A 25,371-nucleotide genomic window follows, 5' to 3' on the forward strand; every position below is an offset into this window, starting at 1 on the left:
GAAGCGCTGAAAGGTGACGTGTTAGTCCCGGTATTCCTCGGATTCGCCGCGGCGTTCCTGTTCGCGGCGTCTGCCGCGCTGCAACGACGCGCGGTGATCGAGGTTGCCGACACCGACGCCGGCGGGCGCGCCGCGCGGCACCGCGTCCCCGTACTGTGGCTGATCCGCAAGCTGTTGCGCAAGAGGGTGTGGCTCGCGGGATGGGCCACGAACCTGTTGGGCTTTTTCAGCCAGGCCGCCGCGCTGCACTTCGGGTCGATCGCGCTCGTGCAGCCCCTGCTCGTCACCCAGCTGCTCTTCGCGCTGCCGATGGCCTCGGCCGCGATCAAGCGCTGGCCGCCGCTGCGGGACTGGCTCGCCGGGCTCGCCATCACCGGGGGCGTGGTGGTGTTCCTGGCGGTCGAGGGCACCGCGCCGCTGGGCGGGTCGCCGGACCAGGGCCGCCTGCTCATCGCCGTGCTGATCGCCGCGGCCACCGTCGTCACCCTCGTGCAGGTCGCCCAGAACCGCGGCCCGCTCCTGCACAGCGCGCTCATCGCCACCGCTGCCGGCATCTGCTACGCGATCAGCGCAGCCATGATGAAGCTGACCACCGACCTGCTGTTGAACGAGGGTGTCGCTCACACCGCGCTCACCTGGCCGGGGTACGTGCTGGCGCTGTCGACCTTCTCCGGGCTGCTGCTCGGGCAGCAGGCGTACGGGTCGGGTTCGCTGTCCGCGGGGATCGCCGTGATGTCCATCGTCAACCCCGCGGCCAGCTACTTCCTGGGGCTACTGGCGTTCAACGCGACCCTGGTCACCGAGCCGGGCCCGCTCGCGGCGACGGCGGGCGCGGCCGCGCTGCTGATCGTCGGCGTGTTCGGCCTGGCGCACTCGCCGAGCGTCCAGGCGGAGACCAGCCGGTCCGCCCAACGCGGGGTTTATCCCGGAAGTGGTAAATTCCCGGGAACCGTCCCCACCCGTTCTTCGGACTCCTTCGCTCAGGAATAACTCAGGTTTCCGGCGTAGGTTTCGGGCCCGGCGGGTGGTGGAACCTACAGAGCCTGTCGATTGAGTGCGCTGCCCCCGCGCACCCAGGCAGACCCTTGGAGGCTGGAACCCGTGCACCACCGAGCGTCGTCCGGCGAGCGCCATTTGGTGATCGAAATACCGCATTTGCGGAAAACGATCAAGGATGCGGCGATTCTGTTGCTGGAAACCGTCGTCATCCCGTCGGTGCTCCTGGCGTTGCTGCTGAATTTCGTCGGTCTGGTTCCCGCGTTGTGCGCGGTGCTCGGATGGGCGGCGGTCGTCATCGGCGCCCGGCGCCTGATGAAGCGCGATATGCCCCGCACGCTGCTGCTGTGCACGGCGATGCTGGTCGGCCGGGCGGCGGTCGCGCTGATCACGTCCAGCGCGGTCGTGTACGTGCTGCAACCGGCCGTGGGCTCGGTGCTGATGTTCCTGATCTTCGTCGGCAGCGCGATGATCGGGCGCCCCATCACGGCGCGCCTGGCCAAGGACTTCGTGCGGCTGCCCGCGGAGCTGTTCAAGCACCGCACGGTGAACCGCGTGTTCATCGAGGTGGCCCTCCTGTGGGGCGGCTCGCGGCTCATCGACGCCGCGATGACCATCGGGTTCCTGCACTGGGGCGTCGAGGCGGGCCTGATGTCGCGCGGCATCCTCAGCGGCCTGCTGACCGCGCTGACCGTCGCGGCCTGCGTGGGCCACGGCTGGCGCAAACTCCGCCGCGACGGCGTGACGCTCCGCTTGGCCGGCCGCCACACCCCGGCACCAGCGGCCGCCTGACCTCCCGCGAGCCCCGTGGCCGCGAGTCCCACGCTCCCGCGGGCGAGTTCCACGCTCCCGCGGGTGAGTCCCACGCTCCCGTGGGTGAGTCCTGCGCTCGCGCGGGTGAGTCCTGCGCTCGCGCGGGTGGCGGCCGCCGCCTGAGCTCCGGTTTCGCCCGCCGTCGTGGCGGCGCGATCGCGACTGCCGGCAACTCCCCGCGCACGGGCGGCTCCGCCGCGTCGAAGGCGTGCCCGCGCCGGGCGTCTCCCACTGCATTACGGGGTCGAACGGTGATTCGAGCAAGCGCACCGGCCACGAAGCGTGGTATATGACGGTGTGCTCACCGTCGGTTCCACCTCACGGTCCCCGGTGGTCCAGGACGCCCGCGCGGCGGCCGTCCGGCGCCCGGGCTGGTGGGGTGAACTGCTGCTCGGGCTCGCCCTGTTCGGGGTGTACCTGCTGGTCGAGGCGTTCCCGCTGCCCGGCCGCGAGCCCCGCGCGCACGCCAACGGCGAGGCGCTGCTGGCGTTCGAGCGCTGGATGCACCTGGACTTCGAGCTGCCGGTCAACCTGTGGCTCGCCGAGCAGGGCTGGATCCGCGTCTTCGCCAACTACGAGTACGCGATCACCTACATCGCGAGCGCGATCATCCTGCTGATCTGGGTGCACGCCCGCCACCCGGTGCACTACCGCTCGGTGCGCAACAGCTTCGTCTGGCTGAACCTGTTCGCGCTCGCCTGCTTCTGGCTCTACCCGGTCGCGCCGCCGCGGATGCTCGAAGGCGCCGGGTTCGTCGACACCGTCCGGCTCGGGCACACCTTCCTGTCCTGGGGCTCGCCGATGCTCCAGGGCGCCAACCAGCTGGCCGCGATGCCCTCGCTGCACGTCGGGTGGGCGCTGTGGGTCTCCGTCGTCCTCGCCCGCATCCGCGGCGGCTGGCTCGTGCAGATCGTCAGCGCGATCCACGTCGCCATCACGTTCGCGGTCATCATCGCCACCGGCAACCACTACTGGATCGACGCGGCCGCCGCCGTGGTGTTCATCGCCGCGGCCACCTGGATCGCCCAGGTCGCCCGGCCGGTCGACCGGGTGTCCGCCTCCGACACGTTCTTCCTGCACGTCGAGACCCCGGCCTACCCGCAGCACGTCGGCGGGCTGATCATGCTCGACACCACCGCCTGCCCCGCCGGGCCGACGCGCGAGTGGGTGCAACAGGCCATCCGCGACAAGCTGCCCGCGATGCCCCGCTACGCGCAGCGCCTGTCGGACTACTCGCCCTGGCGGCGGCAGCACTGGGTGCCGCACCCGGACATCGACTGGGACTGGCACGTCCCCGACTTCGACCTGACCCGCCCGGACGGCACGCCCGGCGGGATGGGGGCGCTGCACGAGCTGGTCGCGCGGTTCCAGAGCGAGCCGCTGCCCCGGGACCGGCCGCTGTGGCGGTTCGCCGTCGTGCGCGGCGTCGAGGAGAACACCGCGGCGGTGATCTCGCTGGTGCACCACGCGGTCGCCGACGGCATCGGCACGATCAGCCTGATGCTCGAACTGTTCGACTCGCCCAGCCTGCTCGACGGGATCAACGAGACGAAGCAGCCCAACGCCCTGCAGAAGGCCGCCGCCGGGGCGGTGGGGCTGGCACAGCTGGCCACCGACGGGCGGCCCAAGACCCGGCTGCCGTCGGGCGACCCGCCGGACCGCCGCTACGCGACCCTGCAGATCCCGCTCGACGACGTCCGCGAGCTCGCGCGCAAGCACGGCGTGCGGGTGACCGACCTGCTCCTGGGCGGGGTGGCCGGGGCGCTGCGGCGGATCGCGGTCGCGCCGCTGCCGGAGTCGATGCTGACCTCGGTCACGCTGATGGCCGCCGAACCGCGGCCCGGCGCGGAGGGCAACGTCACCGCCGCGGTGATGGTGGACATCCCGCTCGGCGAGATGCCCGAAGCCGAACGCCTGCGGCGCATTGCCAAGGCCACCAGGCGGTTGCGCACCGGCACCCGGGTCGTCGCGTCCCGGTTCGTGCAGCACACGCTGGCCGGCCTGATGCCGCCGTTCTGCCACTCCTGGTTCGCCCGGACTGTCTACAATGAACGGTTCTTCCACGGCACGGTGTCCAACATGCCCGGTGCGGCGTGGCAGGTGAACTTCGGGGACTTCCCGCTGCGCACCGCGTTCGCCATCATCCCGCTCGCGCCGGGCACGCCGTTCACCATCGGCGTGCTCGGGTGGTACGGCTCGTTCTCGATGAGCGCCACCGTGGACACGGCGCTGGTGGACAGCGTGGACGGTTTCCTCGCCGAGTTCCGCGCGGTGCTGGCGGAACTGGACTGAAGAGTCAGAGGTCGCCGGATTCCGTGCCGCCCCAGGCGAGGGCGAGCGTGAGGCGGCGGCGGTTGTCCGGGTCGTCCAGGCTCTCGCCGAACAGCTCACGCAGCTGGGTCATGCGGTAGCGCACGGTCTGCGGGTGGATGTGCAGCTCCTCCGCCATCGCCCGGCGGTCGCCCAGGTGCCGCAGCCAGCACGCGAGCGTCTCGCACAACCGCTTGCGCGTCACCGGGCCGAGGGGCGCCAGGGGAGCCAGGCACTGGTGCCGCAGCGCGTCGAACAGCTTCGCGTCGCGGCGCACGATGATCGAGTCCAGGTGCTCGTCGACGAACACCGGATCGTCCTCCAGCACGTGCGTGCGGCGCAGCTGCGCGGCCAGCTCGGCGACGTGCATGCTGGCCGGCAGGTGCTCCAGCGGCACGGCGTGCCCGACCACCGCGCCCGCGCCGCGCAACGCCGACGCCAGCCGCTGGCGCCGCTGCGGACCGTCCGGATCGGGCACGATGGCGCAGACCAGCCGTTGCCGCCGGACGTGCAGCGACGAGTTCCCCAGCCGCCCCAGCAGCGCGCTGCCGACCGGGTTGTCCGGCTCCACCAGGACCACCGCAGCCTGCCGGGGAAGGGGCCAGTCCACCCGGGCCGCGGCGGCGCGAATCGCGGCGGAATCGGAACGGTCGGACAGCAACATGTCGGCGAGCTCGTCGCGCAGCCGTTCCCGCATCGCCGCCGATTCGGACTGCTCCAGCACGTATCCGCGCGCCGACGCCGAGGACAGCTGGTCCACGAAGATGAACACCGCCTCGGCCAGCGAGGCGAACATGTCGGAGGGGACACCGACCTCGAGCGCGACCTCGGCGACGTGGTGCCAGGCCACCCGCGCGCCGATCTGGTAGGCCGACAGCAGGCTCGTCAGGTCGCGGCCCTGCTGCCACTGGGCGCGCCCGATCTCCTCGAACAGCGGCTGCTCGCCGAACCGGTCGCCGGCCTGGTCGGCGATGCCGGACAGTTCCGCGATGTCCCATTTGGCCATCCGCAGCAGCCGCTGCAGGAACATGTTGGCGGAGACCAGGACCTCGTCCCGCTCGGTGACGATGAACTCGGCGTAGTCCGGCCAGTGCTCGTTCAGCAGCCGCGCCACGTCGTCCAGCATCCGGGGCAACCGCTTCGAGGTCGCCGCCGCCAGCTCCGCCAGCGTGCCGTCGCTGGTCTCCGCTCGTCTGCCGGTCATGTCGTGGACCCCCACTCGCCGCCCGCGTGCCGTCCATCGTCCGGGTCAATACTGTCAGCTCGTGACAACCGGGGCTTCTTCATTTTTGTTTCCGGTGCGAAGAATTCGCGGCGGCCGCCGAGTGATTATGAGGCGATGGCTCCCGCACCCCCAGGTCCCGGCACGGTCGGCGACCGCGCGCTGCGCGAAAAGGAACACGCCGAGAACTTTCCCGTGGCGCTGCGGATACTTCCCCGTGACCTGCGCGCGGACCTGGTGGCGGTGTACGACGTCGCGCGTGTCATCGACGATCTGGGGGACGAGTCGGCAGCCGCGGATCGCACGCCCGGGTTATTGCGATTCCAGCGCGATCTGGAACGCGCCTTCCGGGGGGATCAACCACACGAACGGGTATTACGTGATCTTCTTCCCGCGATTCGGCGCCGGGATCTGGAACTCGACCCGTTCAATCGCCTGGTGCGGGCGAATCTCCAGGACCAGCGTGTCGCCACGTACGCCACCCAGGCCGAGCTGGAGGACTACTGCGTGCTCTCGGCCGATCCGGTCGGCCGGATCGTGCTGCGCGTCTTCGGGGTGCGCGACCCCGCCGCCGAGCGGCTCTCGGACCGGGTGTGCACCGCGCTCCAGCTGATCGAGCACTGCCAGGACGTCGCCGAGGACCGCCGCAACGGGCGGGTCTACCTGCCGCAGGCGGACCTGGCCGCGTTCGGGGCCACGGAGGCCGACCTGGACGCGCCCACGACGAGCCGTCCGGTGCGCCTGGCCGTGGCCGCGCAGACCGCCCGCGCGCTGGACCTGCTCACCGAGGGCGCGGCCCTGCTGGACCGCCTGCACGGCTGGGCGCGGCTCGCCGTCGCGGGCTACATCGCCGGGGGCCTGGCCACCCTCGACGCGCTGCGCCGGGCACGCTGGGACGTCCTGGCCGGCACCCCGCGCCCCCGCAAGACCGACGTCCTGGCGCACCTGATCGCTCTGCTGGTGCGCCCGGCCGCCCATGTCCGCCGGATCCGGGAAGGTGGTCGGTTGTCATGACGGCACCCACGATCGAACAGGCCTACGCCACCTGCGAGGACATCACCAGGACGGAGGCCCGCAACTTCTACTGGGGCATCCGGCTGCTGACCCGGCAGCGCCGCTCGGCGCTGTGCGCGGTGTACGCGCTGGCCCGGCGCGTCGACGACATCGGCGACGGCGACCTGCCGGTCGAGGAGAAGGCCGCGCGGCTGGAGACGGTGCGCAAGGAGCTGGCCGCGCTGGACCGCAGCACCGATCCGGTCATGGTCGCGGTCGCCGACGCCGCCCGCCGCTACCCGGTGCCGCTGGAGGCGTTCGAGGAGCTGCTCGACGGCGTCTGGATGGACATCGAGGGCCGCCGCTACGGCACGTTCGACGAGCTGACCGAGTACTGCCGGTGCGTGGCCGGGTCGATCGGACGGCTGTGCCTGGGCGTGTTCGGGCACCGGCCGCACCCGCGGGCCGCCCACTATGCCGACGCGCTGGGCATCGCCCTGCAGCAGACCAACATCCTGCGCGACATCCGCGAGGACCTCCTCAACGGCCGGATCTACCTGCCGGAGGAGGACCTGGACGCGTTCGGGGTCGACCTGCGGATCGACCACGGCGCGCTGGCCGACCCGGACGGCGGCCTGGCGAACCTGATCCGGCACAGCGCCGCCCGCGCCCGCGAGTGGTACGCCGACGGTCTGCGTCTGGGCCCGCTGCTGGACCGCCGCAGCGGCGCGTGCTGCCTGGCGATGGCCGGCATCTACCGGCAGCTGCTGGAACGGATCGCCGAGCAGCCGTCGGCGGTGTACGACAAGCGGCTGTCGCTGTCCGGGCGGGAGAAGCTGGGCGTGGCGGTCCGCGCCCTGGGCGGGCGGGCGGCATGAGGCAGCGGGTCGCGGTCGTCGGTGGTGGTCTCGCCGGGATCACCGCGGCCCTGCGCTGCGCCGACGCCGGGCACGAGGTGACGCTGCTGGAGTCGCGCGGCCTGCTGGGCGGCCTGACGCACTCGTTCACCCGCGACGGCCTGCACGTCGACAACGGGCAGCACGTGTTCCTCCGCTGCTGCACCGCCTACCTGGGTTTCCTGCGGCGGCTCGGCGTGACCGACCGCGTGCACCTCCAGCCGCGCCTGGAAATCCCGGTGCACTCGCCGCGGCTGCGCCGCCCGGTGTGGCTGCGCCGCAACCCGCTGCCGGCGCCGCTGCACCTCGCGGACTCGGTGCTGCGCTACACCCCGCTCGGCCTCGGCGACCGGATGCGCTTCGCCGGTGCCGCCCTCGCGCTGAAGTCGGTCGACCCGGCCGCGCCCAGCTCCGACCGGCGCACCTTCGGCGAGTGGCTCAAGGCGCACGGGCAGAGCCGCGACGCGATCACGAAACTGTGGGACCTGGTGGGCATCGCGACGCTGAACGCCCCCGCGGAGCAGGCGTCGCTGGGCCTGGCCGCGACCGTGTTCCAGGTGGGCCTGCTGACCGACGCCGGCGCCGCCGACATCGGCTGGGCCACCGTGCCGCTGCGCAAGCTGCACGGCGAGCCCGCCCTGGCCCGGCTGACCGAGGCCGGCGCGACCGTCCGCCTCAACACGAAGGTGACCGGGCTGTCCCGCGCGGACGGCGCCTGGCGCGTCGAGGCCGGCGAGCCGGTGGAGGCCGACCAGGTCGTGCTGGCCGTGCCGCCGCCGGTCGCCGCGAAACTGCTGCCCGAAGGCGCGGTCCCGCTGCCGCCGGACTTCGCGGACGCACTGGGCAGCTCGCCGATCGTCAACGCCCACGTCGTGTTCGACCGCCCGGTCACCGGCCAGGCGTTCTTCGCCGTCGTCGACTCACCCCTGCAGTGGGTGTTCGACCGCACCGCCTCCGCCGGCCTGGCCCGCGGCCAGTACCTGGCGATCTCGCTGTCCGCGGCCACCGAGGAGATCGAGCTGCCGGTGCGGGTGCTGCGCGACCGCCTGCTGCCCGCGCTGCGCGCGGTGCTGCCCGCCGCTCGGGAGGCCGAGGTCCTCGACTTCTTCGTGACCCGTGAGCGGCACGCCACGTTCGCTCCCGCGCCGGGCAGCGCGGGACTGCGCCCGCCCGCCCGCACCCGCGCCCCGGGGCTGGTCCTGGCCGGCGCGTGGACCGCCACCGGCTGGCCGGCGACCATGGAGGGCGCCGTGCGCAGCGGTGAGGCGGCCGCCCAAGCCGTACTCGGCACCTCCGCGGAGGTGCCGGGCCGATCGGAAGGGATACCCGCATGACCGCTGTACTCGATTCCCTGCAGCAGGGCAGGCAGGCCGTCCTGCCCGCGATGCGGGCCGCCGTCGACCGGCTCGACCCGGCCAGCCGCGCCATCGCCTACTACCACCTCGGCTGGACCGATCTGGACGGCAACCCGACCTCCGGCGGCGGCAAGGCCGTGCGCCCGGCGCTGGCGCTGCTGTCCGCGGAGGCCGCGGGCGCGCCGCCGGCCACCGGGCTGCCCGGCGCGGTCGCGGTGGAGCTGGTGCACAACTTCTCGCTGCTGCACGACGACCTGATGGACGGCGACACCGAGCGGCGGCACCGGCCGACCGTGTGGGCGGTGCGGGGCGCGGCCAGCGCGATCCTCACCGGCGACGCGATGCTCGCCCTGGCCAACGAGGTCCTGCTGGACTCCGACGGCCCGGGCGCGGTCGCGGCGGCCCGGCTGCTGGCCGAGGCGGTCGGCGAGCTCATTCGCGGCCAGGTCCTCGACGTCGCGTTCGAGCAGCGCGACGACGTCACCCTCGACGAGTGCCTGGACATGGCCGGCGGCAAGACCGCCGCGCTGCTGTCCGCCAGCGCGGCGATCGGCGCGGTGCTCGCCTGCGCGCCGCAGCGCACCGTCAGCGCGCTCGCCGGGTTCGGCGCCGACCTGGGCCTGGCGTTCCAGCTGGTGGACGACGTGCTCGGGATCTGGGGCGAGTCGTCGGTGACCGGCAAACCGGTGCACTCCGACCTGCGGGCCCGCAAGAAGAGCCTGCCGGTCACCTACGCGATCACCCACGGCGGCGCGCCCGGCCGGGAGCTGGCCGCGTGGCTGACCGGCGGTGACGTCGCCGACGACGAGTCCGTGCGCCGCGCGGCCGATCTGGTCGACCTGGCCGGTGGGCGCGCGTGGGCGCTGGAGGAAGCCCACCGCCGGATGGCGGCGGGACAGCGCAAGCTCGAGGACGCCGAGGTCCCGGGACGGGTGCGCGAGGAGCTGCTGGCCCTCGCGCGGTTCATCGTGACCAGGGAGGCCTGAATGACGCAGACCGCTGATCCGGCAACCAGATCCGCCGCCGGCGCCGCCGAGGCGCTGGACCGCGCCGTGGCCCACCTCAAGGGCCTGCAGCGCGACGGCGGCTGGTGGAAGGGCGAGCTGCAGACCAACGTCACCATGGACGCCGAGGACCTGCTGATGCGGGAGTTCCTCGGCATCCGCACCGCACGCGAGACCGAGGAGGCCGCCCGCTGGATCCGCTCGCAGCAGCGCGCGGACGGCACCTGGGCCACCTTCCACGGCGGCCCCGGCGACCTGTCCACGACGCTGGAGGCGTGGGTCGCGCTGCGGCTGGCCGGGGACTCCCCGGACGAGCCGCACATGCGCCGGGCCGCCGAGTTCGTCCGCGCCGGTGGCGGGGTCGAGGCCAGCCGCGTGTTCACCCGGATCTGGCTGGCGCTGTTCGGGCTCTGGTCCTGGGACGACCTGCCGAACATGCCGCCGGAGCTGGTGCTGCTGCCCTCGTGGGTGCCGCTCAACGTCTACGACTGGGCCTGCTGGGCGCGCCAGACCGTGGTGCCGCTGACCGTGGTCAGCACGCTGCGCCCGGTCCGCCCGCTGCCGTTCGGCATCGACGAGCTGCGCACCGGGGTCAAGCGCGGCGGGCTGGTCGCGCCGTGGACCTGGTCGGGCGCCTTCCACTACCTGGACAAGGCGCTGCACGCCTACGCGAAGGTCGCGGTCAAGCCGGTGCGCGAGTTCGCGATGCGGCAGGCCGCGGAGTGGATCCTGGCCCGCCAGGAGGCCGACGGCGGATGGGGCGGCATCCAGCCCCCGTGGGTGTACTCGCTGCTCGCGCTGCACCTGCTCGGCTACTCGCTGGACCACCCGGCGATGCGCGCCGGCCTGGCCGGCCTGGAGGGGTTCCTGATCCGCGAGGAGACGCCCGAGGGCACGGTGCGGCGGCTGGAGGCGTGCCAGTCCCCGGTGTGGGACACCGCGCTGGCGATCACCGCGCTGCTCGACGCGGGCGCGCCGGGCGACGACCCGCACGTGCTCAAGGCCGTCGACTGGATGCTCGGCGAGGAGATCACGGTGCGCGGCGACTGGGCGGTGCGGCGGCCGGACCTCGACCCGGGCGGGTGGGCGTTCGAGTTCGCCAACGACCTCTACCCGGACACCGACGACACCGCCGAGGTCGTGCTCGGCCTGCGCCGTGTCGCGCACCCGGACCGGGAGCGGCTCGGCAAAGCCCTGGACCGGGCCGTGAAGTGGGTGACCGGCATGCAGTCGCGCGACGGCGGCTGGGGCGCGTTCGACGCCGACAACACCCAGGAGCTGACCACCAAGCTGCCGTTCTGCGACTTCGGCGCGGTGATCGACCCGCCGTCCGCGGACGTCACCGCGCACGTGGTCGAGATGCTCGCCAAGGAGGGCCGGGCGGGCAGCCGTGAATGCCGGCGCGGTGTGAAGTGGCTGCTGGACCACCAGGAGCCCGACGGGTCGTGGTTCGGCCGCTGGGGCGCCAACTACGTGTACGGCACCGGGGCCGTCGTGCCCGCGCTCGTCGAGGCCGGGGTGCCGGCGTCGGCCACCGCCATCCGGCGGGCGGTGCGGTGGCTGGCCGAGCACCAGAACGCCGACGGCGGCTGGGGTGAGGACCTGCGCTCCTACCGCGACCCGTCGTGGGCCGGGCGCGGCGAGTCGACCGCCTCGCAGACCGCGTGGGCGTTGCTGGCGCTGCTCGCGGCGGGGGAGCGGGACTCCGAGGTGACCGCGCGCGGCGTGCGGTGGCTGGCGGAAACCCAGCGCGAAGACGGCACCTGGGACGAGCCGCAGTTCACCGGCACCGGCTTCCCCGGCGACTTCTACATCAACTACCACCTGTACCGGCTGGTGTTCCCGGTGACCGCGCTCGGCCGGTACCTGGGCCGGTCATGACCGGGGTCGTGGTCGCGCCCCTGCGCGTCGAGGCCTCGGCACTGCGGACGCCGGGCCTGGTGGTGCTGCGCGGCGGGATGGGCCCGCGCCGCGCCGCGGGGTCGGCGCAGCGGCTGGCCGCGGCCGGTCGGCCGGTCCTGGTCGCCGGGGTCGGCGGGGCGCTCGTGCCCGACGTGCGGCCGGGCGACCTGGTGGTGGCGACCGAGATCGACGGCCCGGACGGGCGGGTGCAGCTGCCGTCGGCGCCGATGCTCGCCGGTGCGCTGCGCCGGCTCGGCCTGACCGTCCACCTCGGACCCATCGCGTCATCTCCGTCCGTCGTGGACGGTGCGGAACGGGCTCGCTTCGCGCGCGACGGGGCACTCGCCGTCGACATGGAGTCGTCGGAGTTCGCCGCGCTGCCCGGCCCGGTCGCCGTGGTCCGGGCCATCGTGGACACCCCGGAGCAGCCGCTGTGGCGGCCGGGCACGGTGCTGCGCGGCCTCAGCGGCCTGCGGTCGCTGCGGGCGGCGGTCCCGGCGCTGCGCGAGTGGTGCGAGGCCGCGGGGGAGGGCGAGCTGCTGCTCGCCAGCCCGCGGTCGTTCTGCGCCGGGGTGGAACGCGCCATCGAGATCGTCGAGCGGGCGCTGGAGCGGTACGGCGCGCCGGTCTACGTGCGCCGCCAGGTGGTGCACAACGCGCACGTGGTGCGACGGCTGGAGGCGCTGGGCGCGGTGTTCGTGCAGGAGGTCGAACAGGTGCCGCGCGGCGCCACGGCCGTCCTGGCCGCGCACGGTGTCGCCCCCGCCGTCCGTGTGGCGGCGCAGGCGCGGGACCTGCGCGTGATCGACGCGACCTGCCCGCTCGTGATGAAGGTGCACACCGAGGTCAAGCGCTACACCGGGCGCGGCGACACGGTGTTCCTGATCGGGCACGCCGACCACGAAGAGGTCGAGGGCACGGTCGGGGAGGCGCCGGAGCGGATCGTGGTGGTCGAGGTCGCCGAGGCGGCCGCGCACGTGCGGGCGCCCGACGGCAGCCGGGTGGCCTACGCGATGCAGACCACGCTGGCCGTCGACGAGGCGGAGGAGATCGTCGCGGTGCTGCGCTCGCGGTTCCCCGCGATCGAGGGGCCGCGGCGCGACGACATCTGTTACGCCACCACGAACCGCCAGCGCGCGGTGACGGCGGTGGCGGGGGAGGCGGACCTCGTCCTCGTGGTCGGCTCGGCGAACTCGTCCAACTCGCTGCGCCTGGTCGAGGTGGCGCGACGGCGGGGGACACGCGCCCGGCTCGTCGACGACGTGTCCGAAGTGGACCTGCGCTGGCTGGCCGGCGCGACGCGGATCGGGATCACCGCGGGCGCCTCGGCCCCACCGGACCTGGTGGCCGAGCTGGTGCGGTGCCTGGGCGGGCTCGGGCGCACGCGCGTGACCGAGACCGTGCAGGCGGATGAGGACGTGGTTTTCACACTACCCCGGGAGGTGAGCTAGACCATGGCGATGCCGTTACGCCAGTCGATCCGGCTGGGCGCGTTCCTGGCCAAGCAGAAGCTGCTGCGCAAGGAGAAGTACGCGATCCTGGTCGAGCTGGAACCGTTGTTCGCGTGCAACCTCAAGTGCGGTGGCTGCGGGAAGATCCAGCAGCCGGCGCACCTGCTGAAGCAGCGGATGCCGGTGCAGCAGGCCGTGGGCGCCGTGGAGGAGAGCGGCGCGCCGATGGTGTCCATCGCCGGTGGTGAGCCGCTGATGCACCCGCAGATCCACGAGATCACCCGGATCCTGCTGGAGCGCAACAAGATTGTGTTCCTGTGCACGAACGCGCTGCTGCTGCCCAAGCACATCCACAAGTTCAAGCCGCACCGCAACTTCACCTGGATGGTCCACATCGACGGGCTCGAGGAGAAGCACGACGCGTCGGTGCGCAAGGAGGGCGGCTTCCAGGCCGCCGTCGAGGCGATCCAGCTGGCGAAGTCCCAGGGCTTCAAGGTGATGACGAACACGACGTTCTTCAACACCGACACCCCGCAGGACGTCATCGACGTGCTGGACTACCTCAACGACGTGGTCAAGGTCGACAACATGCAGCTGTCGCCGGGGTACGCCTACGAAAAGGCCCCGGATCAGGAGATCTTCCTGGGTGTGCAGCAGACGCGGGAACTGTTCAAGAAGGCCTTCGCCGACGGGCGCCGCAAGAAGTGGCGGCTCAACCACTCGCCGGTGTTCCTCGACTTCATCGAGGGCAAGCGGGACCTGGAGTGCACCCCGTGGGGGATCCCGTCCTACTCGCTGCTGGGCTGGCAGCGGCCGTGCTACCTGCTCGACGACGGCTACGCCAAGACCTGGCGGGAGCTTATCGAGGAGACGGAGTGGGACAAGTTCGGCCGCGGCAAGGACCCGAGGTGCGCCAACTGCATGGCGCACTGCGGCTACGAGCCGACGGCCGTGATCGCGACGACGAGCAGCCTGAAGGAGACCATCCGCGCCGCCGTGAGCGTGTGAGCCGCAGGCCCCGCCTCCTCGCCCGGAGGCGGGGTCAGCTCTCGAAGAACTGGTGGTCCACGGCGATGCGCCCGTCCGCGGCGAGCGTCAGGATCTCCAGCCCGGTGCTGCGCACCTGCCCGCTGCCGTCGACGAGCTCCCAGTTGAACTTGACGGTGTCACCGAGGCGGTCGGTGTTCCCGCGGGCTCGGAGCGTGACACCGGCCGGGGCGAGGAAGTCCTCGTGCCCGCGGCGCACCCGCTCCTCGATGGTGGCGTAGCCCCGCGCGGCCAGGACCGCGTCCGCGAAGCCGAGGGCGGCCGCCCGGTCCCGCATCTCCCGGGGCGGCTGCAGCAGGTGCACGCCGTCCTCGGGCCACAGCAGCTCGATCGCCTTCCGGCGCGCACTCGCGTCGGTTTCGTTCCACAGCGCGACGTAGCGTTCCACCAAATCCATGGCGGAAGCCTCGCCGGAGCCGGGGCATGCCGGCAATTCCCGCCGGGGTATCAGCCCCGGGCCGCGGCCCACTCCGGGTAGCCGTCCTCCAGGCGCGCCGCCCGCCGGCCCGCCGCGGTCAGCAGCCGGACCGCGTCGTCGGCGTAGACGCAGTACGGGCCACGGCAGTAGGCGACGACCTGGGTGCCGTCCGGGACCTCGGTCAGCCGCGCGCGCAGCTCGGTGATCGGGATCGACACCGCACCCGGGATGTGGCCGGCCGCGTACTCCGGGGCGGGGCGGACGTCGAGCGCCACCACGTCCCCGTCGCGGAGCTGCCGGTCCAGCTCGTCGCGCGTGATGGTGTCCAGGCCGCGGCGGTCGCCGACGTAGTCCTCGGCGAGCCGGGCCAGGCCCTCGACGTGCTGCTCGGCCGCGGCGCGCATCGCCAGCCACAACCGCGCCACGGCGGCGCCGGCCAGCGAGTAGAACACCCGGGTGCCCTCCCGGCGGGCCCGCACCAGGCCGGACCGCAGCAGCCGCTGCAGGTGCTGCGAGGTGTTGGCCACCGACTGGCCGATCTCGGCGGCGAGCTCGTCGACCGGCCGCTCGCCCTGGACGAGCACGTCGACCAGCTCCGCGCGCCGGCCGCTGGCGAGCGCCTTCGCGGTTTCGGCCAGCGCGTCGTACAGCTCGGTCTTCGCGGTGCGGTCACCCATGCGGAGCAGGATATTCAAGAGAAGTCTTGACAAGCAACCCGGTCCGGGGCTGTTATTCAAGAAGTCACTTGACAAAGCGCGGAGGTGCGCGATGACCGCGAGCGTGGACACCCAGGCCCTGGAGACCCAGGTCAAGCGGATGTACGAGCAGGTCGCGACGGAGCCGGGCGCGGGGTTCCACTTCGAGCTGGGGCGCGGGGTCGCGATCCGGGCCGGCTACGACCCCGCGATGCTCGACGCGATCCCGGCGCCCGCGGTCGAGTCGTTCGCCGGGGTCGGGTTCTTCTTCGACCTCGCCGCTCTGGCCCCGGGGGAGACCGTGGTCGACCTCGGCAGCGGGTCGGGCATGGACGCCTTCTACGCCGCCGCCCGCACCGGCCCGGCCGGGCACGTGACCGGCGTCGACTTCACCCCCGCGCAGCTGGCCAAGGCCCGCCGCCTGGCCGCCGGAACGGGCGCCCCGACGCTGGAGTTCGTGGACGCGCGCATCGAGCACCTGCCGCTGGCGGACGGCAGCGCCGACTGCGTGATCTCCAACGGCGTGATCAACCTGTGCCCCGACAAGGCAGCCGTCTTCGCCGAGGCCGCCCGCGTGCTGCGGCCGGGCGGGCGCCTGGCCGTCGCCGACATCGTCAGCGAGCAGCCGCTGCCGGAATCCGTGGTGTGCAACGCCGACCTGTGGGCCTCCTGCATCGGCGGCGCGGCCCCGCAGGACCACTACCGCGCCGCGATCACCGCCGCCGGCCTGATCGTCCACTGTGTCCGGGACAACGACTACGCGTTCATCTCCGACCGGGCGCGCACCGCCAGCGCGAGCTACGGCGTGCACAGCGTGTCCGTCCTCGCCACCAAACCGCGGCGGTGAACTACCGTGTCCACTGTGGACGTGGTGCCGCTCGTGGACGAGGGGCTCGGCAACTCCGCCTACCTGGTGGACCTCGGCGACGGCCGGGCGCTGGTCGTCGACGTGAGCCTCGACCTGCGGGCCGCCCGGCACGCGGCCGGCCGCCGCGGTCTGCGGCTCGCCTTCGCCGCCGACACCCACCTGCACGCCGACTTCGTCTCCGGCGCCCGGCAGCTCGCGGTCACCGACGGCGCACGCGTGCTGGCCTCCGCGGCCGGGCACCGCGAGTACACCCACGACGGGCTGCACGACGGGGACGAGACCGATCTCGGCGGGCTGCGCCTGCGTGCCCTCTTCACCCCGGGCCACACCCACGAGCACCTGTCGTTCCTCCTGCTCGACGGCGACGCCCCGGTGGGTGTGTTCACCGGCGGCTCCCTGATCGTCGGGGCCGCCGCCCGCACCGACCTGGTGGACCCGGCCCGGACCGGCGAGCTGGCCCGCCACCAGTACGCCTCCCTGCGGCGGCTGGCGACCCTGCCGGACGAGGTCGCGGTGTGGCCCACCCACGGCGCCGGCTCGTTCTGCTCCGCGCCACCGGGAGCGCGGCGCACCAGCACGATCGGCACCGAGAAAGCGACGAACACGTTGCTCCGCGCCGAGAACGAGGACGCCTTCGCCGCCGCGCTGCTGGAATCGCTGGGCAGCTTCCCGTCCTACTTCCGCGAACTGGCCGACACCAACCGCCGCGGCGTGGTCCTCCCCGGCGATCCCACCCTGCCCCGGCTCGACGTGGACCGGGTACGCGCGTTGTGCGCCGGCGGCGCGGTGGTGGTCGACGCCCGCCCCGCCGCCGACTTCGCCGCCGGTCACCTCCCGGGCGCGCTGTCGAACCCGCTGCGCCCGGCGTTCGCGTCCTGGCTCGGCTGGCTCGTGCCGTCCGGACGGCCGATCGTCGTGGTGCGCGGGGCGGACCAGGACCCGGCCGAGATCGCCTGGCAGGCGGTCAAGATCGGCCGCACCGACCTGGCCGGCGAACTGCACGGCGGGCTCGACGCGTGGACCGCCGCCGGGCACCCGGTGCGGCGCACCCCGGTCGTGAGCCCCGCCGGAATCGGCCGGCGGCCGGTGCTCGACGTGCGCCAGGACGGCGAGTTCGCCGCCGGCCACCTGCCCGGCGCCCGGCACCGCGAGCTGGGCAGCCTCGACCCGCGCGAACTCCCCAAGGAACCCCTGGTCGTGATGTGCGGGCACGGCGAGCGCGCGATGAGCGCCGCCAGCCTCCTCGAACAGGCCGGCCACCGGGAGGTCGCGGTGCTGACGGGCGGCCCCGCCGACTGGGCCCGCGCGACCGGGAACCCGCTGGTGACCGGCACGTGACGGTCCGGCTGGGCTTGCGCGCCAACCTGGCCCAGTTCACCCTGCTGGTCGCGGTCAACGCGCTGGTCGGCGGCGTGCTGGGCCAGGAACGGACCGTGCTGCCGCTGCTCGCGGGCCCGGTGTTCGGCCTGACCGGCTACACCGTCCTGCTCACCTACGTGCTCGCGTTCGGCCTCACCAAGGCCGCCGCCAACTACCTCGCCGGCACCCTGTCCGACCGCTACGGGCGCAAACCCGTGCTGCTGGCCGGGTGGCTGATCGCCGTGCCGGTGCCGGTGCCGGCGCTGCTCGCCCTCGCCCCGGACTGGGGCTGGATCGTCGCCGCCAACGTGCTGCTCGGCCTCAGCCAGGGCCTGACCTGGTCCACCACCGTCATCATGAAGATCGACCTCGCCGGGCCGCGGCGGCGCGGCCTCGCGATGGGGCTCAACGAGGCCGCCGGGTACGGCGCGCTGGCGATCACCGCGGCCGCCACCGGCTACCTCGCCGCGCGCTACGGCCTGCGCCCCGCCCCGTTCCTCCTCGGGGCGGCCTACGTCGCGCTCGGCCTGGGCCTGACCGCGGCGTGCGTGCGGGAGACCCGCGGCCACGCCCGGTCCGAATCCCACCCCGCCACCGCCGGCCTGAGCGGCTGGGCCGTGTTCGCCCGCACCAGCGTGCGCGACCGCGCGCTGTCCACGGCCAGCCAGGCCGGGCTGGTCAACAACCTCAACGACGGCCTCGCCATGGGCCTGTTCCCCGTCCTGTTCGTCACCACCGGGCTGTCGGTGGCCGGTGCCGGCGTGCTCGCCGCGCTCTACCCCGCGGTCTGGGGCGCCGGCCAGCTCGTCACCGGCCCGCTGTCCGACCGGTGGGGCCGCAAGCACCTGATCACCGCGGGCATGCTGGTGCAGGCCGCCGCGCTCGGCCTGACCGCCCTCGGCAGCGGGTTCGGAGTGTGGGCGGTGGCGATGGTGCTGCTCGGGGCCGGCACCGCGATGGTCTACCCGACGCTGCTCGCGGTGGTCGGCGACGTCGCGCACCCGGCGTGGCGGGCCCGCGCGGTCGGCGTCTACCGGCTCTGGCGGGACAGCGGATTCGCCGTGGGGGCGGTGGTGTCCGGGCTCGCCGCCGACCTGTGGGGGCTGCGGGCGGCGGTGGCGGTCGTCGCCGCGCTCACCGCCGGCACCGGGATCGCGGTCGCGATCCGCCTGCCCGAGACCCTCAGCCGGAGCTGACTACGGGATCAGCAGCACCTTGCCGGTCGTGCGGCGGCCCTGCAGGTCCTCGTGCGCCTTGGCGGCCTCGGCCAGCGGGTACTTCGCCCCGACCCGGACCTTCAGAGCCCCGGAGGTGACCGCCTCGAACAGCTCACCCGTGCGCCACTCCAGCTCCTCGCGCGTGCGCACGTAGTGGGCCGACGTCGGGCGCGTCAGGTACAGCGAGCCGGCCGGGTTCAGCCGCTGCGGGTCGAACGGCGGCACCGGCCCGCTCGCCGCCCCGAACAGCACCAGGAAACCACGCACCCGCAGGCTCGCCAGGCTGCCCTCGAACGTGGACTTGCCGACCCCGTCGTACACCGCGGCCACACCCTCGCCGCCGGTCAGCCTCCGGACCTCCTCGGCGAAGTCGACCTGGTCGTACCGGATCACCTCGTCGGCACCGGCCTCGCGGGCCAGCGCCGCCTTCTCCTCGGTCGACACCGTGCCGATCACCCGCGCGCCCCGGGCCTTCGCCAGCTGCGTCAGCAGCAGCCCGACGCCACCCGCGGCCGCGTGCAGCAGGATCGTGTCGCCGTCCTTGACCTCGTAGGTCGACCGCACCAGGTAGTGCGCGGTGACGCCCTGCAGCATGGTCGCGGCAGCCGTCTCCAGCGAGACGCCCTCGGGGACCGGCACCGCGGCGCTCGCCGGGATCCGGGCCTGCTGCGCGTAACCGCCGAGCACGCCCTGCCAGGCCACCCGGTCGCCGGCCGTGAAGCCCGAGACGCCCTCACCGACCGCGGCGACCGTCCCCGCGCCCTCCATGCCCAGCGTCGCGGGCAGGTCGATCTTGTAGAGCCCGCTGCGCTGGTAGGTGTCGATGTAGTTCACGCCCGCGGCGGCGACGTCGACCAGCAGCTCGCCCGGTCCGGGATCGCCGATCCCGACGTCACCGGTCTCCAGCACCTCGGGTCCGCCGGTCCGCCGAATCTGCACTGCCGTGGGCATCCGTGTCTCCTCCTGACGTGGTCTGGTTCACCTCGCACAACCGCGTGGGCCGCGGGGATCTTCCCTAAGATGCCGACATGGCTGAAGAGACCGAGGCACCGGCGCCCACCGCCAAGCAGCTCACGACCGCCCGCCGGTTCGTCGCCGAGCACGGCAAGCCGGCGAAGGCCGTCGTGGAGAACATCGGCCGCGCCGGCGCCCGCGTGGTGCTCGTCGGCCAGGACGGCGCGATGGGTGACATCGTCGTCCCGGCCGTGGAAACCGGGCAGAAGCTCGTCGAGGCCGTGGAGGACCTGGAACCGGCCGAGTGGGACGCCGAGACCGTCAACTCCACGCAGATCGGGCCCGGCCACCGTCGCCGGATGGCCGGGCACGCCCTGTAGGAACTAGGAAGCGGGTTCGAGCCGCTTCGCGGCGAGGCGCTCGGCGCGCGGCCACCGCACGTCGTGCGCCCAGCCCAGCTTCTCGAAGATCCAGATCAGCCGCGCCGACACGTCCACCTGCCCGCGCAGCACCCCGTGCCGGGCGCAGGTCGGGTCCGCGTGGTGCGAGTTGTGCCACGACTCGCCCATCGACAGGATCGCCAGCGGCCAGAAGTTCGCCGCCTTGTCCCGGCTGGCGAACGGCCGGTCGCCGATCATGTGGCAGATCGAGTTGACCGACCACGTCACGTGGTGCAGGAACGCGATGCGCACCAGCCCGGCCCAGAAGAACGCGGTCACCGCGCCCCACCACGACCAGCTCAGCAGCCCGCCGAGCAGCGCGGGCAGGCCCAGGCTCAGCACGATCCACAGCCAGAACAGCCGGTTCACGACGCGCAGGTCGTCGTCGGCCAGCAGGTCCGGCGCGAACCGCTCGTAGTTGGTCACCTCACGCTGGAACATCCACCCCATGTGCGCGTGCCAGAAGCCGCGCAGCAGCGCCGCCGGGCTCGTGCCGAACAGCCAGGGGGAGTGCGGATCGCCCTCGCGGTCGGCGAACGCGTGGTGGCGGCGGTGGCTGGCCACCCAGAAGATGACCGACCCCTGCACGGCCATGCTGCCCGCGATCGCCATGGCGACGCGCAGCGGGCGCCCGGTCTTGAACGCGCCGTGCGTGAAGTACCGGTGGTAGCCGACCGTCACCCCGAGGGTGGCGACGACGTAGAAGAACACCGCCAAGCCCAGGTCGAGCCAGGTCAGTCCCCAGCCCCACGCCAGCGGAACGGCGGTGATCAGGGCGAGGAACGGGATCAGCAGGAAGGCTTTGAGCACGATCATCTGACCGGATGACCGGCGATGCGAGATCAGCGGTTTCGTCATGGGTGGCAGTAACCTCTCTCTCCGGCCCCACCGTACGGAGCCGTCTTGGCGAATACCCCCCTCGGGCGTTACTACCGCATGACGGGCGGCGAAAACCCGCCCCAGCCGCGGTCAGCTGCGGGCCGCGGTCAGCTCCGGCTCCCGGGGCGCCGGCCCGTCCGAGGTGACCGGCCCGCGGTCGCGGCAGCCGCACCACAGCGCCGCCGTCGCCACGATCACCAGCGCCGAGCCCAGGACGTGCAGCGACACCAGCGCCTCCGGGATGCCCAGCGCGTACTGCACCGACCCCAGCACACCCTGGGCGAGCGCGACCGCCCACACGATCGCGTACCGCCGCCACACCGCGGCCGGGGTGCCGCCGCGCATCAGCACCAGGCCGAAGACCGCGAGCACGAGCAGGTAGACCACGAGCAGGCCGCCGTGGACCTGGGCGAGGACCTCGATCGGCGCGTCCAGCCGGTGGGTCTCCGGGTCGCCGCCGTGCGGGCCCGCGCCGGTGACCGTGGTGCCGGCGACCAGGATCGCCCACAGCGCCACCACGAGGGTGACCAGCAGCTTCTTCGCCGGCGGCGGGACGAGCCAGCGGGCCGGGCGGTCGCCCTCGTTGAACGCGCGCAGCAGCAGCACCGCCAGCCACACCAGCGGGGTGGAGGCGAGGAAGTGGATCGCGACCGTCCACCATTCGAGCTTCGCGAGCACCGTGATGCCGCCGACCACGGCCTGCAGCACGACCCCGCCGGGCATCGTCCAGGCGAGCCGGACCAGCCGCTTGCGCTCCGGGTGGGCGATCTGCACGCGCCACGCGGCGAGCACCGCCAGCGCGGAGACCAGCACCACCACGACGGTGAGCAGCCGGTTGCCGAACTCGATCCACTGGTTGAGCGTGTCGAACTCGGGGTGCGCGACCGGCACCATGCTGCCCGGGAAGCACTGCGGCCAGGTGGGACAGCCCAGACCCGATCCGGTGACCCGGACGACCGATCCGGTGACCCCGATGCCGGCCTGGGCCACGATCGCGGCGACGGCGATCGCGCGCTGCACCGAGCGCGACGGGTAGGGCAGGCGGGCGATCAGGGAGGTCAGTGCCACGGCAACATCCTAGAGTTATGTCAGTTTTGTCGTTTTCGCGGCCACCGCTGCCGCCAGCACGCCCCACACGGCGAGCACGAGGACCGGGCCGGCGGTGAACTGCCCGTCGACCAGCGCGGCGCGCAGCCCCTCGGCCAGCGCCCCCGAGGGCAGCAGTTCGATGACGGTGGCGGCGGCCGGGGGCAGCGCGGACGGCGCGAGCAGGATGCCGCCCGCCAGCAGCAGCACGAACCACACGATGTTGGCCAGCGCCAGCACCGCCTCCGCGCGCAGCGAGCCGCCGAGCAGCACGCCCAGCGCGCCGAAGCTCAGCGTGCCGAGCACGAGCAGCACCACCGCTTCGGCGATGCCCGCCGCCGACGGCGTCCAGCCGAGGAACGCGGCGACCACGCCGAGCACGACGACCTGCAGCAGCACCACGACCAGGGTCGCGACGATCCGGCCCGCGACCAGCAGCCAGCGCGGGATCGCGGTGGCCGACAAGCGTTTGAGCACGCCGTAGCGGCGGTCGAAGCCGAGCGCGATCGCCTGGCCGGTGAACGCCGAGGACATGACCGCCAGCGCGAAGATCCGCGGCGTCACCCAGTCCACCTTGGACACTCCGGCGAGATCGCCCGCGGGCAGGATGTCCAGCAGCGTCAGGCCGATCAGCAGGGCCAGCGGGATGAGCAGGGTGAGCAGGATCTGCTCGCCGTGCCGCAGCGTGAGGCTGGTCTCCAGCTTCGCGTGGGTGAGCAGCATGCGCGCGCGGCGGCCGGCGCCGGGCGCGGGGGTGAAGGTGCCGGCGGGGAACCGGGCCGGTGCGGTCACGAGCGCAGCTCCCGTCCGGTCAGCTCGAGGAAGACCTCTTCCAGGTCGCGCTTGCCGACGTGCAGCTCCTCGGCCAGCACACCCTGCTGCGCGCACCACGCGGTCACCGTGGACACCACCTGCGGGTTCACCTTCCCGGACACCTGGTAGCTGCCCGGCGCGGACTCCTTGACGTGGTAGCCCTCGGGCAGCGCGGCGGACAGCAGCTCGGTGTCCAGCCCGGCGCGGGCCTTGAACCGCAGCTGCGCGGTGTCGGCGTCGTCGGCGGTCAGCGCGCTGGGCGTGCCCTCGGCGATGACCTTGCCGTGGTCGACGATCACCACGTCGTCGGCCCGCGCCTCGGCCTCCTCCATGAGGTGCGTGGTGAGCAGGACGCTGACACCGTCGGCCCGCAGCGCGCCGAGCAGCTCCCACACCAGGCGGCGGGCCTGTGGGTCCATGCCGGCGGTCGGCTCGTCGAGGAACACCAGCTCCGGCCGTCCGACCAGGGCGCAGGCCAGCGACAGGCGCTGCTGCTGGCCGCCGGACAGGCGCTTGAACGGGGTGCGGCGCGCGGGGGCGAGGCCGAGGACGTCGAGCAGCCACGCGGGGTCGAGCGGGTTGGCGGCGCAGGCGGCGACCAGGCCCAGCATCTCGCCGGCGCGGACGCCGGGGTAGGCGCCGCCGCCCTGCGGCATCACGCCGATGCGGGGGCGCAGCACGGCGGCTTCGCGGACCGGGTCCAGGCCGAGCACGCGCACCGAGCCGGAGTCGGCGCGGCGGAAGCCTTCGCAGATCTCGACGGTGGTGGTCTTGCCGGCGCCGTTGGGGCCGAGCAGCGCGAGCAGGCGCCCGCGGTCCATCTTGAGGTCCAGGCCGTCGACCGCGGTCTTCGAGCCGTACCGCTTCACCAGCCCGGTGATCTCGACGGCAGGTGTGCTCACGACTGTCAAGCGTACGACCCCGGCTCAGGCCACCGGCTGCGGATCCCTCTTCAGCAGAAGAGGTGCCCTGCGCCACACGACGAGGATCGCGACGGCGACGACGAGAGCCGCGGCCAGGTAGGCCTGCGGCACGACGAACGAGCGGCCGTCGAACGTGCTGCCCGGCGGCGCGGCGAGGAACGCCAGCGCGACGCTGGCGACGCTGGCCGCGACCCGGAAGCGGGAGGTGCCCGCCGCCGCGGCCAGCGGGATGATCGCCCACAGCAGCCACCACGGCTGCATCGCGACGTGCAGCATCATGAAGGCGCCGAGGGAGACGCCGAGCCCGATGATGGGCCGGTAGCGCCAGCGGAAGCTGTCCCAGAGGAACTTGGCCGTGATGAGCCCGGCCAGCGCGGTGCCGGCCGTCTGCAGGATCGAGACCAGCGCGTTGGTGTGGTTGCCCAGGCCGAGCGCGATGCCCAGGACGCCGCCGAGGTTGGCCAGCTCGGCGCTGGGGGAGATCCAGCTGCGAACCAGGCCCGGGGTGTCGAGCGCGCCGACCCAGCCGAAGCCCAGCCCGGTGCCCAGGCACACGGCGACCATCAGGACCGCGAACACGCCGGTGAGCAGCGCCGCGGCGCGCAGCAGGTCGGTGATGCGGCCGTGCCAGCGGCGCGCGATCATCACGCCGAAGAAGCCCAGCGCGATGACCGCGTTGATCTTGATGGCCGCGCCGAGGGTGATGACGGCCGCGCCGAGCACGATGAACAGGAGCTCGCCGCGGGCCAGCGGCGGGGGCGTGTCGCCGCTGATGCGCACCGGGATCCGCCGGATGCCCAGTTCCAGGCCGGCGACCATGAGGCCGATGCCGAGGGCCTCGTTGTGCGCGCCGGCGACCAGGTGGAACAGGACGAGCGGGTTGGCGGCGCCCAGCCACAGCGCGGTGGCCGGTTCGACGCCGAAGCGCTGCGCCAGGCGCGGCAGGGCCCAGATGATGAGGGCGACGCCGGCCAGGGCGAGCGCGCGCTGCAGCAGCACCCCGGCGACGATGTTGTCGCCGACGATCGCGGAGATCCAGCTGCCCAGCTTGAGGAACAGGGGGCCGTAGGGGGCCGGGGTCTCGCGCCACATGTTGGAGACGCCGCTGGTGAGCGGGTCGGCGACGCCGAGGGCCTGCGCGGGGCCCAGCGAGTAGGGGTCCATGCCGCGGTGCACGATCTCGCTCTGCGCCAGGTAGCTGTAGACGTCGCGGGAGAACAGCGGCGGGATGAACATCAGCGGCGTCAGCCACATGACGAGGGTGCGGGTGAGCTGCGCCCGGCTGGCGAGCCTGGTGCGCCCGGGCCGCGCGAACCGCCCGAGCAGCAGCCAGCCGATGACGAGCATGCCCATGCCGGCGAAGCAGATGGCCAGCGAGACGGTGGGGATGCGGGAGAAGAGGCGCAGGACGGGCAGGTCCTGGACCGGGTTGAGCACCGGGGCGGCCCCGGCGCCCAGCGAGCCCAGCGCGAGGAGCAAGGCGCCGACCGTGCCCAGGCGGCGGATGATGTCGAGCGCGCGCAGTTCGCGCTGTTCCAGGGGCCCGGCCTCGGGGGGCCGCACCGGGGACAGCGGTACCGCCACCGCACCGCCACCGGTGCTCTGCTCGCCCAATGCCACACGGAGAGGGTATCGACGCCGTGAAGGACGTCTGTGAAGGGCGGTGACCGGCGCTGATCACGACGGCGGGTAGGGGAGCGGGGATGGGTTGTTGCGGCGGTGGGCCGGAG

At 73.3% G+C, this 25,371-nt stretch carries 23 protein-coding genes; 14 read left to right on the plus strand and 9 right to left on the minus strand.

Annotated features, from left to right (window positions below; genetic code table 11):
* The first annotated feature begins 18 nt into the window (after positions 1 to 18).
* The 3 genes from D0D28_RS13325 to D0D28_RS13335 all read left to right on the plus strand — a co-directional run bounded on the left by D0D28_RS13325 (position 19) and on the right by D0D28_RS13335 (position 4,101).
* Complete coding sequence (locus D0D28_RS13325; protein WP_116110783.1) at positions 19 to 990, plus strand: DMT family transporter; 972 nt, start codon at positions 19 to 21, stop codon at positions 988 to 990.
* Positions 991 to 1,101: 111 nt separating this feature from the next.
* The gene (locus D0D28_RS13330) at positions 1,102 to 1,788 is read left to right on the plus strand and encodes a hypothetical protein (RefSeq protein WP_094008063.1); all 687 of its coding nucleotides are present in this window, start codon (positions 1,102 to 1,104) and stop codon (positions 1,786 to 1,788) included.
* 351 nt (positions 1,789 to 2,139) lie between these two features.
* Positions 2,140 to 4,101 (plus strand): bifunctional phosphatase PAP2/O-acyltransferase family protein, encoded by a 1,962-nt coding sequence (locus tag D0D28_RS13335; protein ID WP_233157466.1) that lies wholly within the window; start codon positions 2,140 to 2,142, stop codon positions 4,099 to 4,101.
* A gap of 4 nt (positions 4,102 to 4,105) precedes the next feature.
* Here the strand turns inward: D0D28_RS13335 and D0D28_RS13340 are convergent, their stop codons facing one another.
* A complete protein-coding gene (locus tag D0D28_RS13340; RefSeq protein ID WP_233157465.1) occupies positions 4,106 to 5,323 on the minus strand; it encodes a PucR family transcriptional regulator in 1,218 nt (405 codons plus the stop codon).
* Between the two features lie 135 nt (positions 5,324 to 5,458).
* Here D0D28_RS13340 and hpnC point away from each other — a divergent pair, with 135 nt between their 5' ends.
* The 7 genes from hpnC to hpnH are packed head-to-tail and all read left to right on the plus strand — an operon-like array spanning position 5,459 to position 13,950.
* Entirely contained in the window at positions 5,459 to 6,355 is an 897-nt protein-coding gene (gene hpnC, locus D0D28_RS13345) for a squalene synthase HpnC (RefSeq protein WP_094008060.1), read from the plus strand.
* Complete coding sequence (gene hpnD / locus D0D28_RS13350) at positions 6,352 to 7,212, plus strand: presqualene diphosphate synthase HpnD (RefSeq protein WP_116110784.1); 861 nt, start codon at positions 6,352 to 6,354, stop codon at positions 7,210 to 7,212. Before hpnC ends, hpnD begins: the two co-directional genes overlap by 4 nt.
* A complete protein-coding gene (gene hpnE, locus D0D28_RS13355; protein ID WP_116110785.1) occupies positions 7,209 to 8,564 on the plus strand; it encodes a hydroxysqualene dehydroxylase HpnE in 1,356 nt (451 codons plus the stop codon). Before hpnD ends, hpnE begins: the two co-directional genes overlap by 4 nt.
* Positions 8,561 to 9,571, plus strand: coding sequence for a polyprenyl synthetase family protein (locus tag D0D28_RS13360; RefSeq protein WP_116110786.1), 1,011 nt, complete (start codon positions 8,561 to 8,563; stop codon positions 9,569 to 9,571). The genes hpnE and D0D28_RS13360 overlap by 4 nt, the downstream gene beginning before the upstream one ends.
* Entirely contained in the window at positions 9,572 to 11,470 is a 1,899-nt protein-coding gene (gene shc, locus D0D28_RS13365; RefSeq protein ID WP_116110787.1) for a squalene--hopene cyclase, read from the plus strand.
* Positions 11,467 to 12,942 (plus strand): 4-hydroxy-3-methylbut-2-enyl diphosphate reductase, encoded by a 1,476-nt coding sequence (ispH, locus tag D0D28_RS13370; RefSeq protein ID WP_116110788.1) that lies wholly within the window; start codon positions 11,467 to 11,469, stop codon positions 12,940 to 12,942. The genes shc and ispH overlap by 4 nt, the downstream gene beginning before the upstream one ends.
* A gap of 3 nt (positions 12,943 to 12,945) precedes the next feature.
* Positions 12,946 to 13,950 carry an adenosyl-hopene transferase HpnH gene (gene hpnH / locus D0D28_RS13375; RefSeq protein ID WP_116110789.1) on the plus strand — a complete coding sequence of 335 codons (1,005 nt, stop codon included), beginning with the start codon at positions 12,946 to 12,948 and terminating at the stop codon, positions 13,948 to 13,950.
* A 34-nt stretch (positions 13,951 to 13,984) separates the two neighbouring features.
* Here hpnH and D0D28_RS13380 read toward each other — a convergent pair whose 3' ends face one another.
* Positions 13,985 to 14,386, minus strand: coding sequence for a hypothetical protein (locus tag D0D28_RS13380; protein WP_116110790.1), 402 nt, complete (start codon positions 14,384 to 14,386; stop codon positions 13,985 to 13,987).
* Positions 14,387 to 14,436: 50 nt separating this feature from the next.
* Entirely contained in the window at positions 14,437 to 15,084 is a 648-nt protein-coding gene (locus D0D28_RS13385; RefSeq protein ID WP_116110791.1) for an ArsR/SmtB family transcription factor, read from the minus strand.
* Between the two features lie 91 nt (positions 15,085 to 15,175).
* Here D0D28_RS13385 and D0D28_RS13390 point away from each other — a divergent pair, with 91 nt between their 5' ends.
* Genes D0D28_RS13390 through D0D28_RS13400 form a run of 3 tightly spaced genes read left to right on the plus strand, consistent with a single transcriptional unit; the run spans position 15,176 to position 18,525 of the window.
* Positions 15,176 to 15,949, plus strand: a complete 774-nt coding sequence (locus tag D0D28_RS13390; RefSeq protein ID WP_116110792.1) for a methyltransferase domain-containing protein — start codon at positions 15,176 to 15,178, stop codon at positions 15,947 to 15,949.
* A gap of 6 nt (positions 15,950 to 15,955) precedes the next feature.
* Positions 15,956 to 17,308, plus strand: coding sequence for an MBL fold metallo-hydrolase (locus tag D0D28_RS13395; RefSeq protein ID WP_116110793.1), 1,353 nt, complete (start codon positions 15,956 to 15,958; stop codon positions 17,306 to 17,308).
* Positions 17,305 to 18,525, plus strand: a complete 1,221-nt coding sequence (locus D0D28_RS13400) for an MFS transporter (RefSeq protein WP_240323201.1) — start codon at positions 17,305 to 17,307, stop codon at positions 18,523 to 18,525. The genes D0D28_RS13395 and D0D28_RS13400 overlap by 4 nt, the downstream gene beginning before the upstream one ends.
* On the opposite strand, the gene D0D28_RS13405 is transcribed toward D0D28_RS13400, so the two are convergent.
* Positions 18,526 to 19,497: a quinone oxidoreductase family protein gene (locus D0D28_RS13405; RefSeq protein ID WP_162831054.1), complete on the minus strand. Its 972-nt coding sequence runs from the start codon at positions 19,495 to 19,497 to the stop codon at positions 18,526 to 18,528.
* Between the two features lie 77 nt (positions 19,498 to 19,574).
* Here D0D28_RS13405 and D0D28_RS13410 point away from each other — a divergent pair, with 77 nt between their 5' ends.
* Entirely contained in the window at positions 19,575 to 19,880 is a 306-nt protein-coding gene (locus tag D0D28_RS13410; protein ID WP_116110794.1) for a hypothetical protein, read from the plus strand.
* Between the two features lie 3 nt (positions 19,881 to 19,883).
* Here D0D28_RS13410 and D0D28_RS13415 read toward each other — a convergent pair whose 3' ends face one another.
* The 5 genes from D0D28_RS13415 to mptB form a co-directional block, all read right to left on the minus strand.
* On the minus strand, positions 19,884 to 20,798 hold the full coding sequence (locus D0D28_RS13415; protein WP_094008048.1) for an acyl-CoA desaturase: 915 nt from the start codon (positions 20,796 to 20,798) through the stop codon (positions 19,884 to 19,886).
* A gap of 111 nt (positions 20,799 to 20,909) precedes the next feature.
* Positions 20,910 to 21,887 carry a COX15/CtaA family protein gene (locus tag D0D28_RS13420; RefSeq protein ID WP_094008047.1) on the minus strand — a complete coding sequence of 326 codons (978 nt, stop codon included), beginning with the start codon at positions 21,885 to 21,887 and terminating at the stop codon, positions 20,910 to 20,912.
* 15 nt (positions 21,888 to 21,902) lie between these two features.
* Positions 21,903 to 22,628: an ABC transporter permease gene (locus tag D0D28_RS13425; protein ID WP_116110801.1), complete on the minus strand. Its 726-nt coding sequence runs from the start codon at positions 22,626 to 22,628 to the stop codon at positions 21,903 to 21,905.
* Positions 22,629 to 22,693: 65 nt separating this feature from the next.
* The gene (locus D0D28_RS13430; RefSeq protein WP_116110795.1) at positions 22,694 to 23,620 is read right to left on the minus strand and encodes an ABC transporter ATP-binding protein; all 927 of its coding nucleotides are present in this window, start codon (positions 23,618 to 23,620) and stop codon (positions 22,694 to 22,696) included.
* Positions 23,621 to 23,644: 24 nt separating this feature from the next.
* Positions 23,645 to 25,255 (minus strand): polyprenol phosphomannose-dependent alpha 1,6 mannosyltransferase MptB, encoded by a 1,611-nt coding sequence (mptB, locus tag D0D28_RS13435; protein WP_116110796.1) that lies wholly within the window; start codon positions 25,253 to 25,255, stop codon positions 23,645 to 23,647.
* Between the last annotated feature and the right edge of the window lie 116 nt (positions 25,256 to 25,371).

The sequence above is a fragment of the Amycolatopsis ruanii genome (genome assembly GCF_003385175.1).
GTDB lineage: Bacteria > Actinomycetota > Actinomycetes > Mycobacteriales > Pseudonocardiaceae > Amycolatopsis_E > Amycolatopsis_E thermalba.

Coding starts and splice junctions, on each gene's coding strand:
- D0D28_RS13340 (WP_233157465.1), bottom strand. CDS start 5,323: ATGACCGGCAGACGAGCGGAGACCAGCGACGGCACGCTGGCGGAGCTG.
- hpnC (WP_094008060.1), top strand. CDS start 5,459: ATGGCTCCCGCACCCCCAGGTCCCGGCACGGTCGGCGACCGCGCGCTG.
- hpnD (WP_116110784.1), top strand. CDS start 6,352: ATGACGGCACCCACGATCGAACAGGCCTACGCCACCTGCGAGGACATC.
- hpnE (WP_116110785.1), top strand. CDS start 7,209: ATGAGGCAGCGGGTCGCGGTCGTCGGTGGTGGTCTCGCCGGGATCACC.
- D0D28_RS13360 (WP_116110786.1), top strand. CDS start 8,561: ATGACCGCTGTACTCGATTCCCTGCAGCAGGGCAGGCAGGCCGTCCTG.
- shc (WP_116110787.1), top strand. CDS start 9,572: ATGACGCAGACCGCTGATCCGGCAACCAGATCCGCCGCCGGCGCCGCC.
- ispH (WP_116110788.1), top strand. CDS start 11,467: ATGACCGGGGTCGTGGTCGCGCCCCTGCGCGTCGAGGCCTCGGCACTG.
- hpnH (WP_116110789.1), top strand. CDS start 12,946: ATGGCGATGCCGTTACGCCAGTCGATCCGGCTGGGCGCGTTCCTGGCC.
- D0D28_RS13380 (WP_116110790.1), bottom strand. CDS start 14,386: ATGGATTTGGTGGAACGCTACGTCGCGCTGTGGAACGAAACCGACGCG.
- D0D28_RS13385 (WP_116110791.1), bottom strand. CDS start 15,084: ATGGGTGACCGCACCGCGAAGACCGAGCTGTACGACGCGCTGGCCGAA.
- D0D28_RS13390 (WP_116110792.1), top strand. CDS start 15,176: ATGACCGCGAGCGTGGACACCCAGGCCCTGGAGACCCAGGTCAAGCGG.
- D0D28_RS13405 (WP_162831054.1), bottom strand. CDS start 19,497: ATGCCCACGGCAGTGCAGATTCGGCGGACCGGCGGACCCGAGGTGCTG.
- D0D28_RS13410 (WP_116110794.1), top strand. CDS start 19,575: ATGGCTGAAGAGACCGAGGCACCGGCGCCCACCGCCAAGCAGCTCACG.
- D0D28_RS13415 (WP_094008048.1), bottom strand. CDS start 20,798: ATGACGAAACCGCTGATCTCGCATCGCCGGTCATCCGGTCAGATGATC.
- D0D28_RS13425 (WP_116110801.1), bottom strand. CDS start 22,628: ATGCTGCTCACCCACGCGAAGCTGGAGACCAGCCTCACGCTGCGGCAC.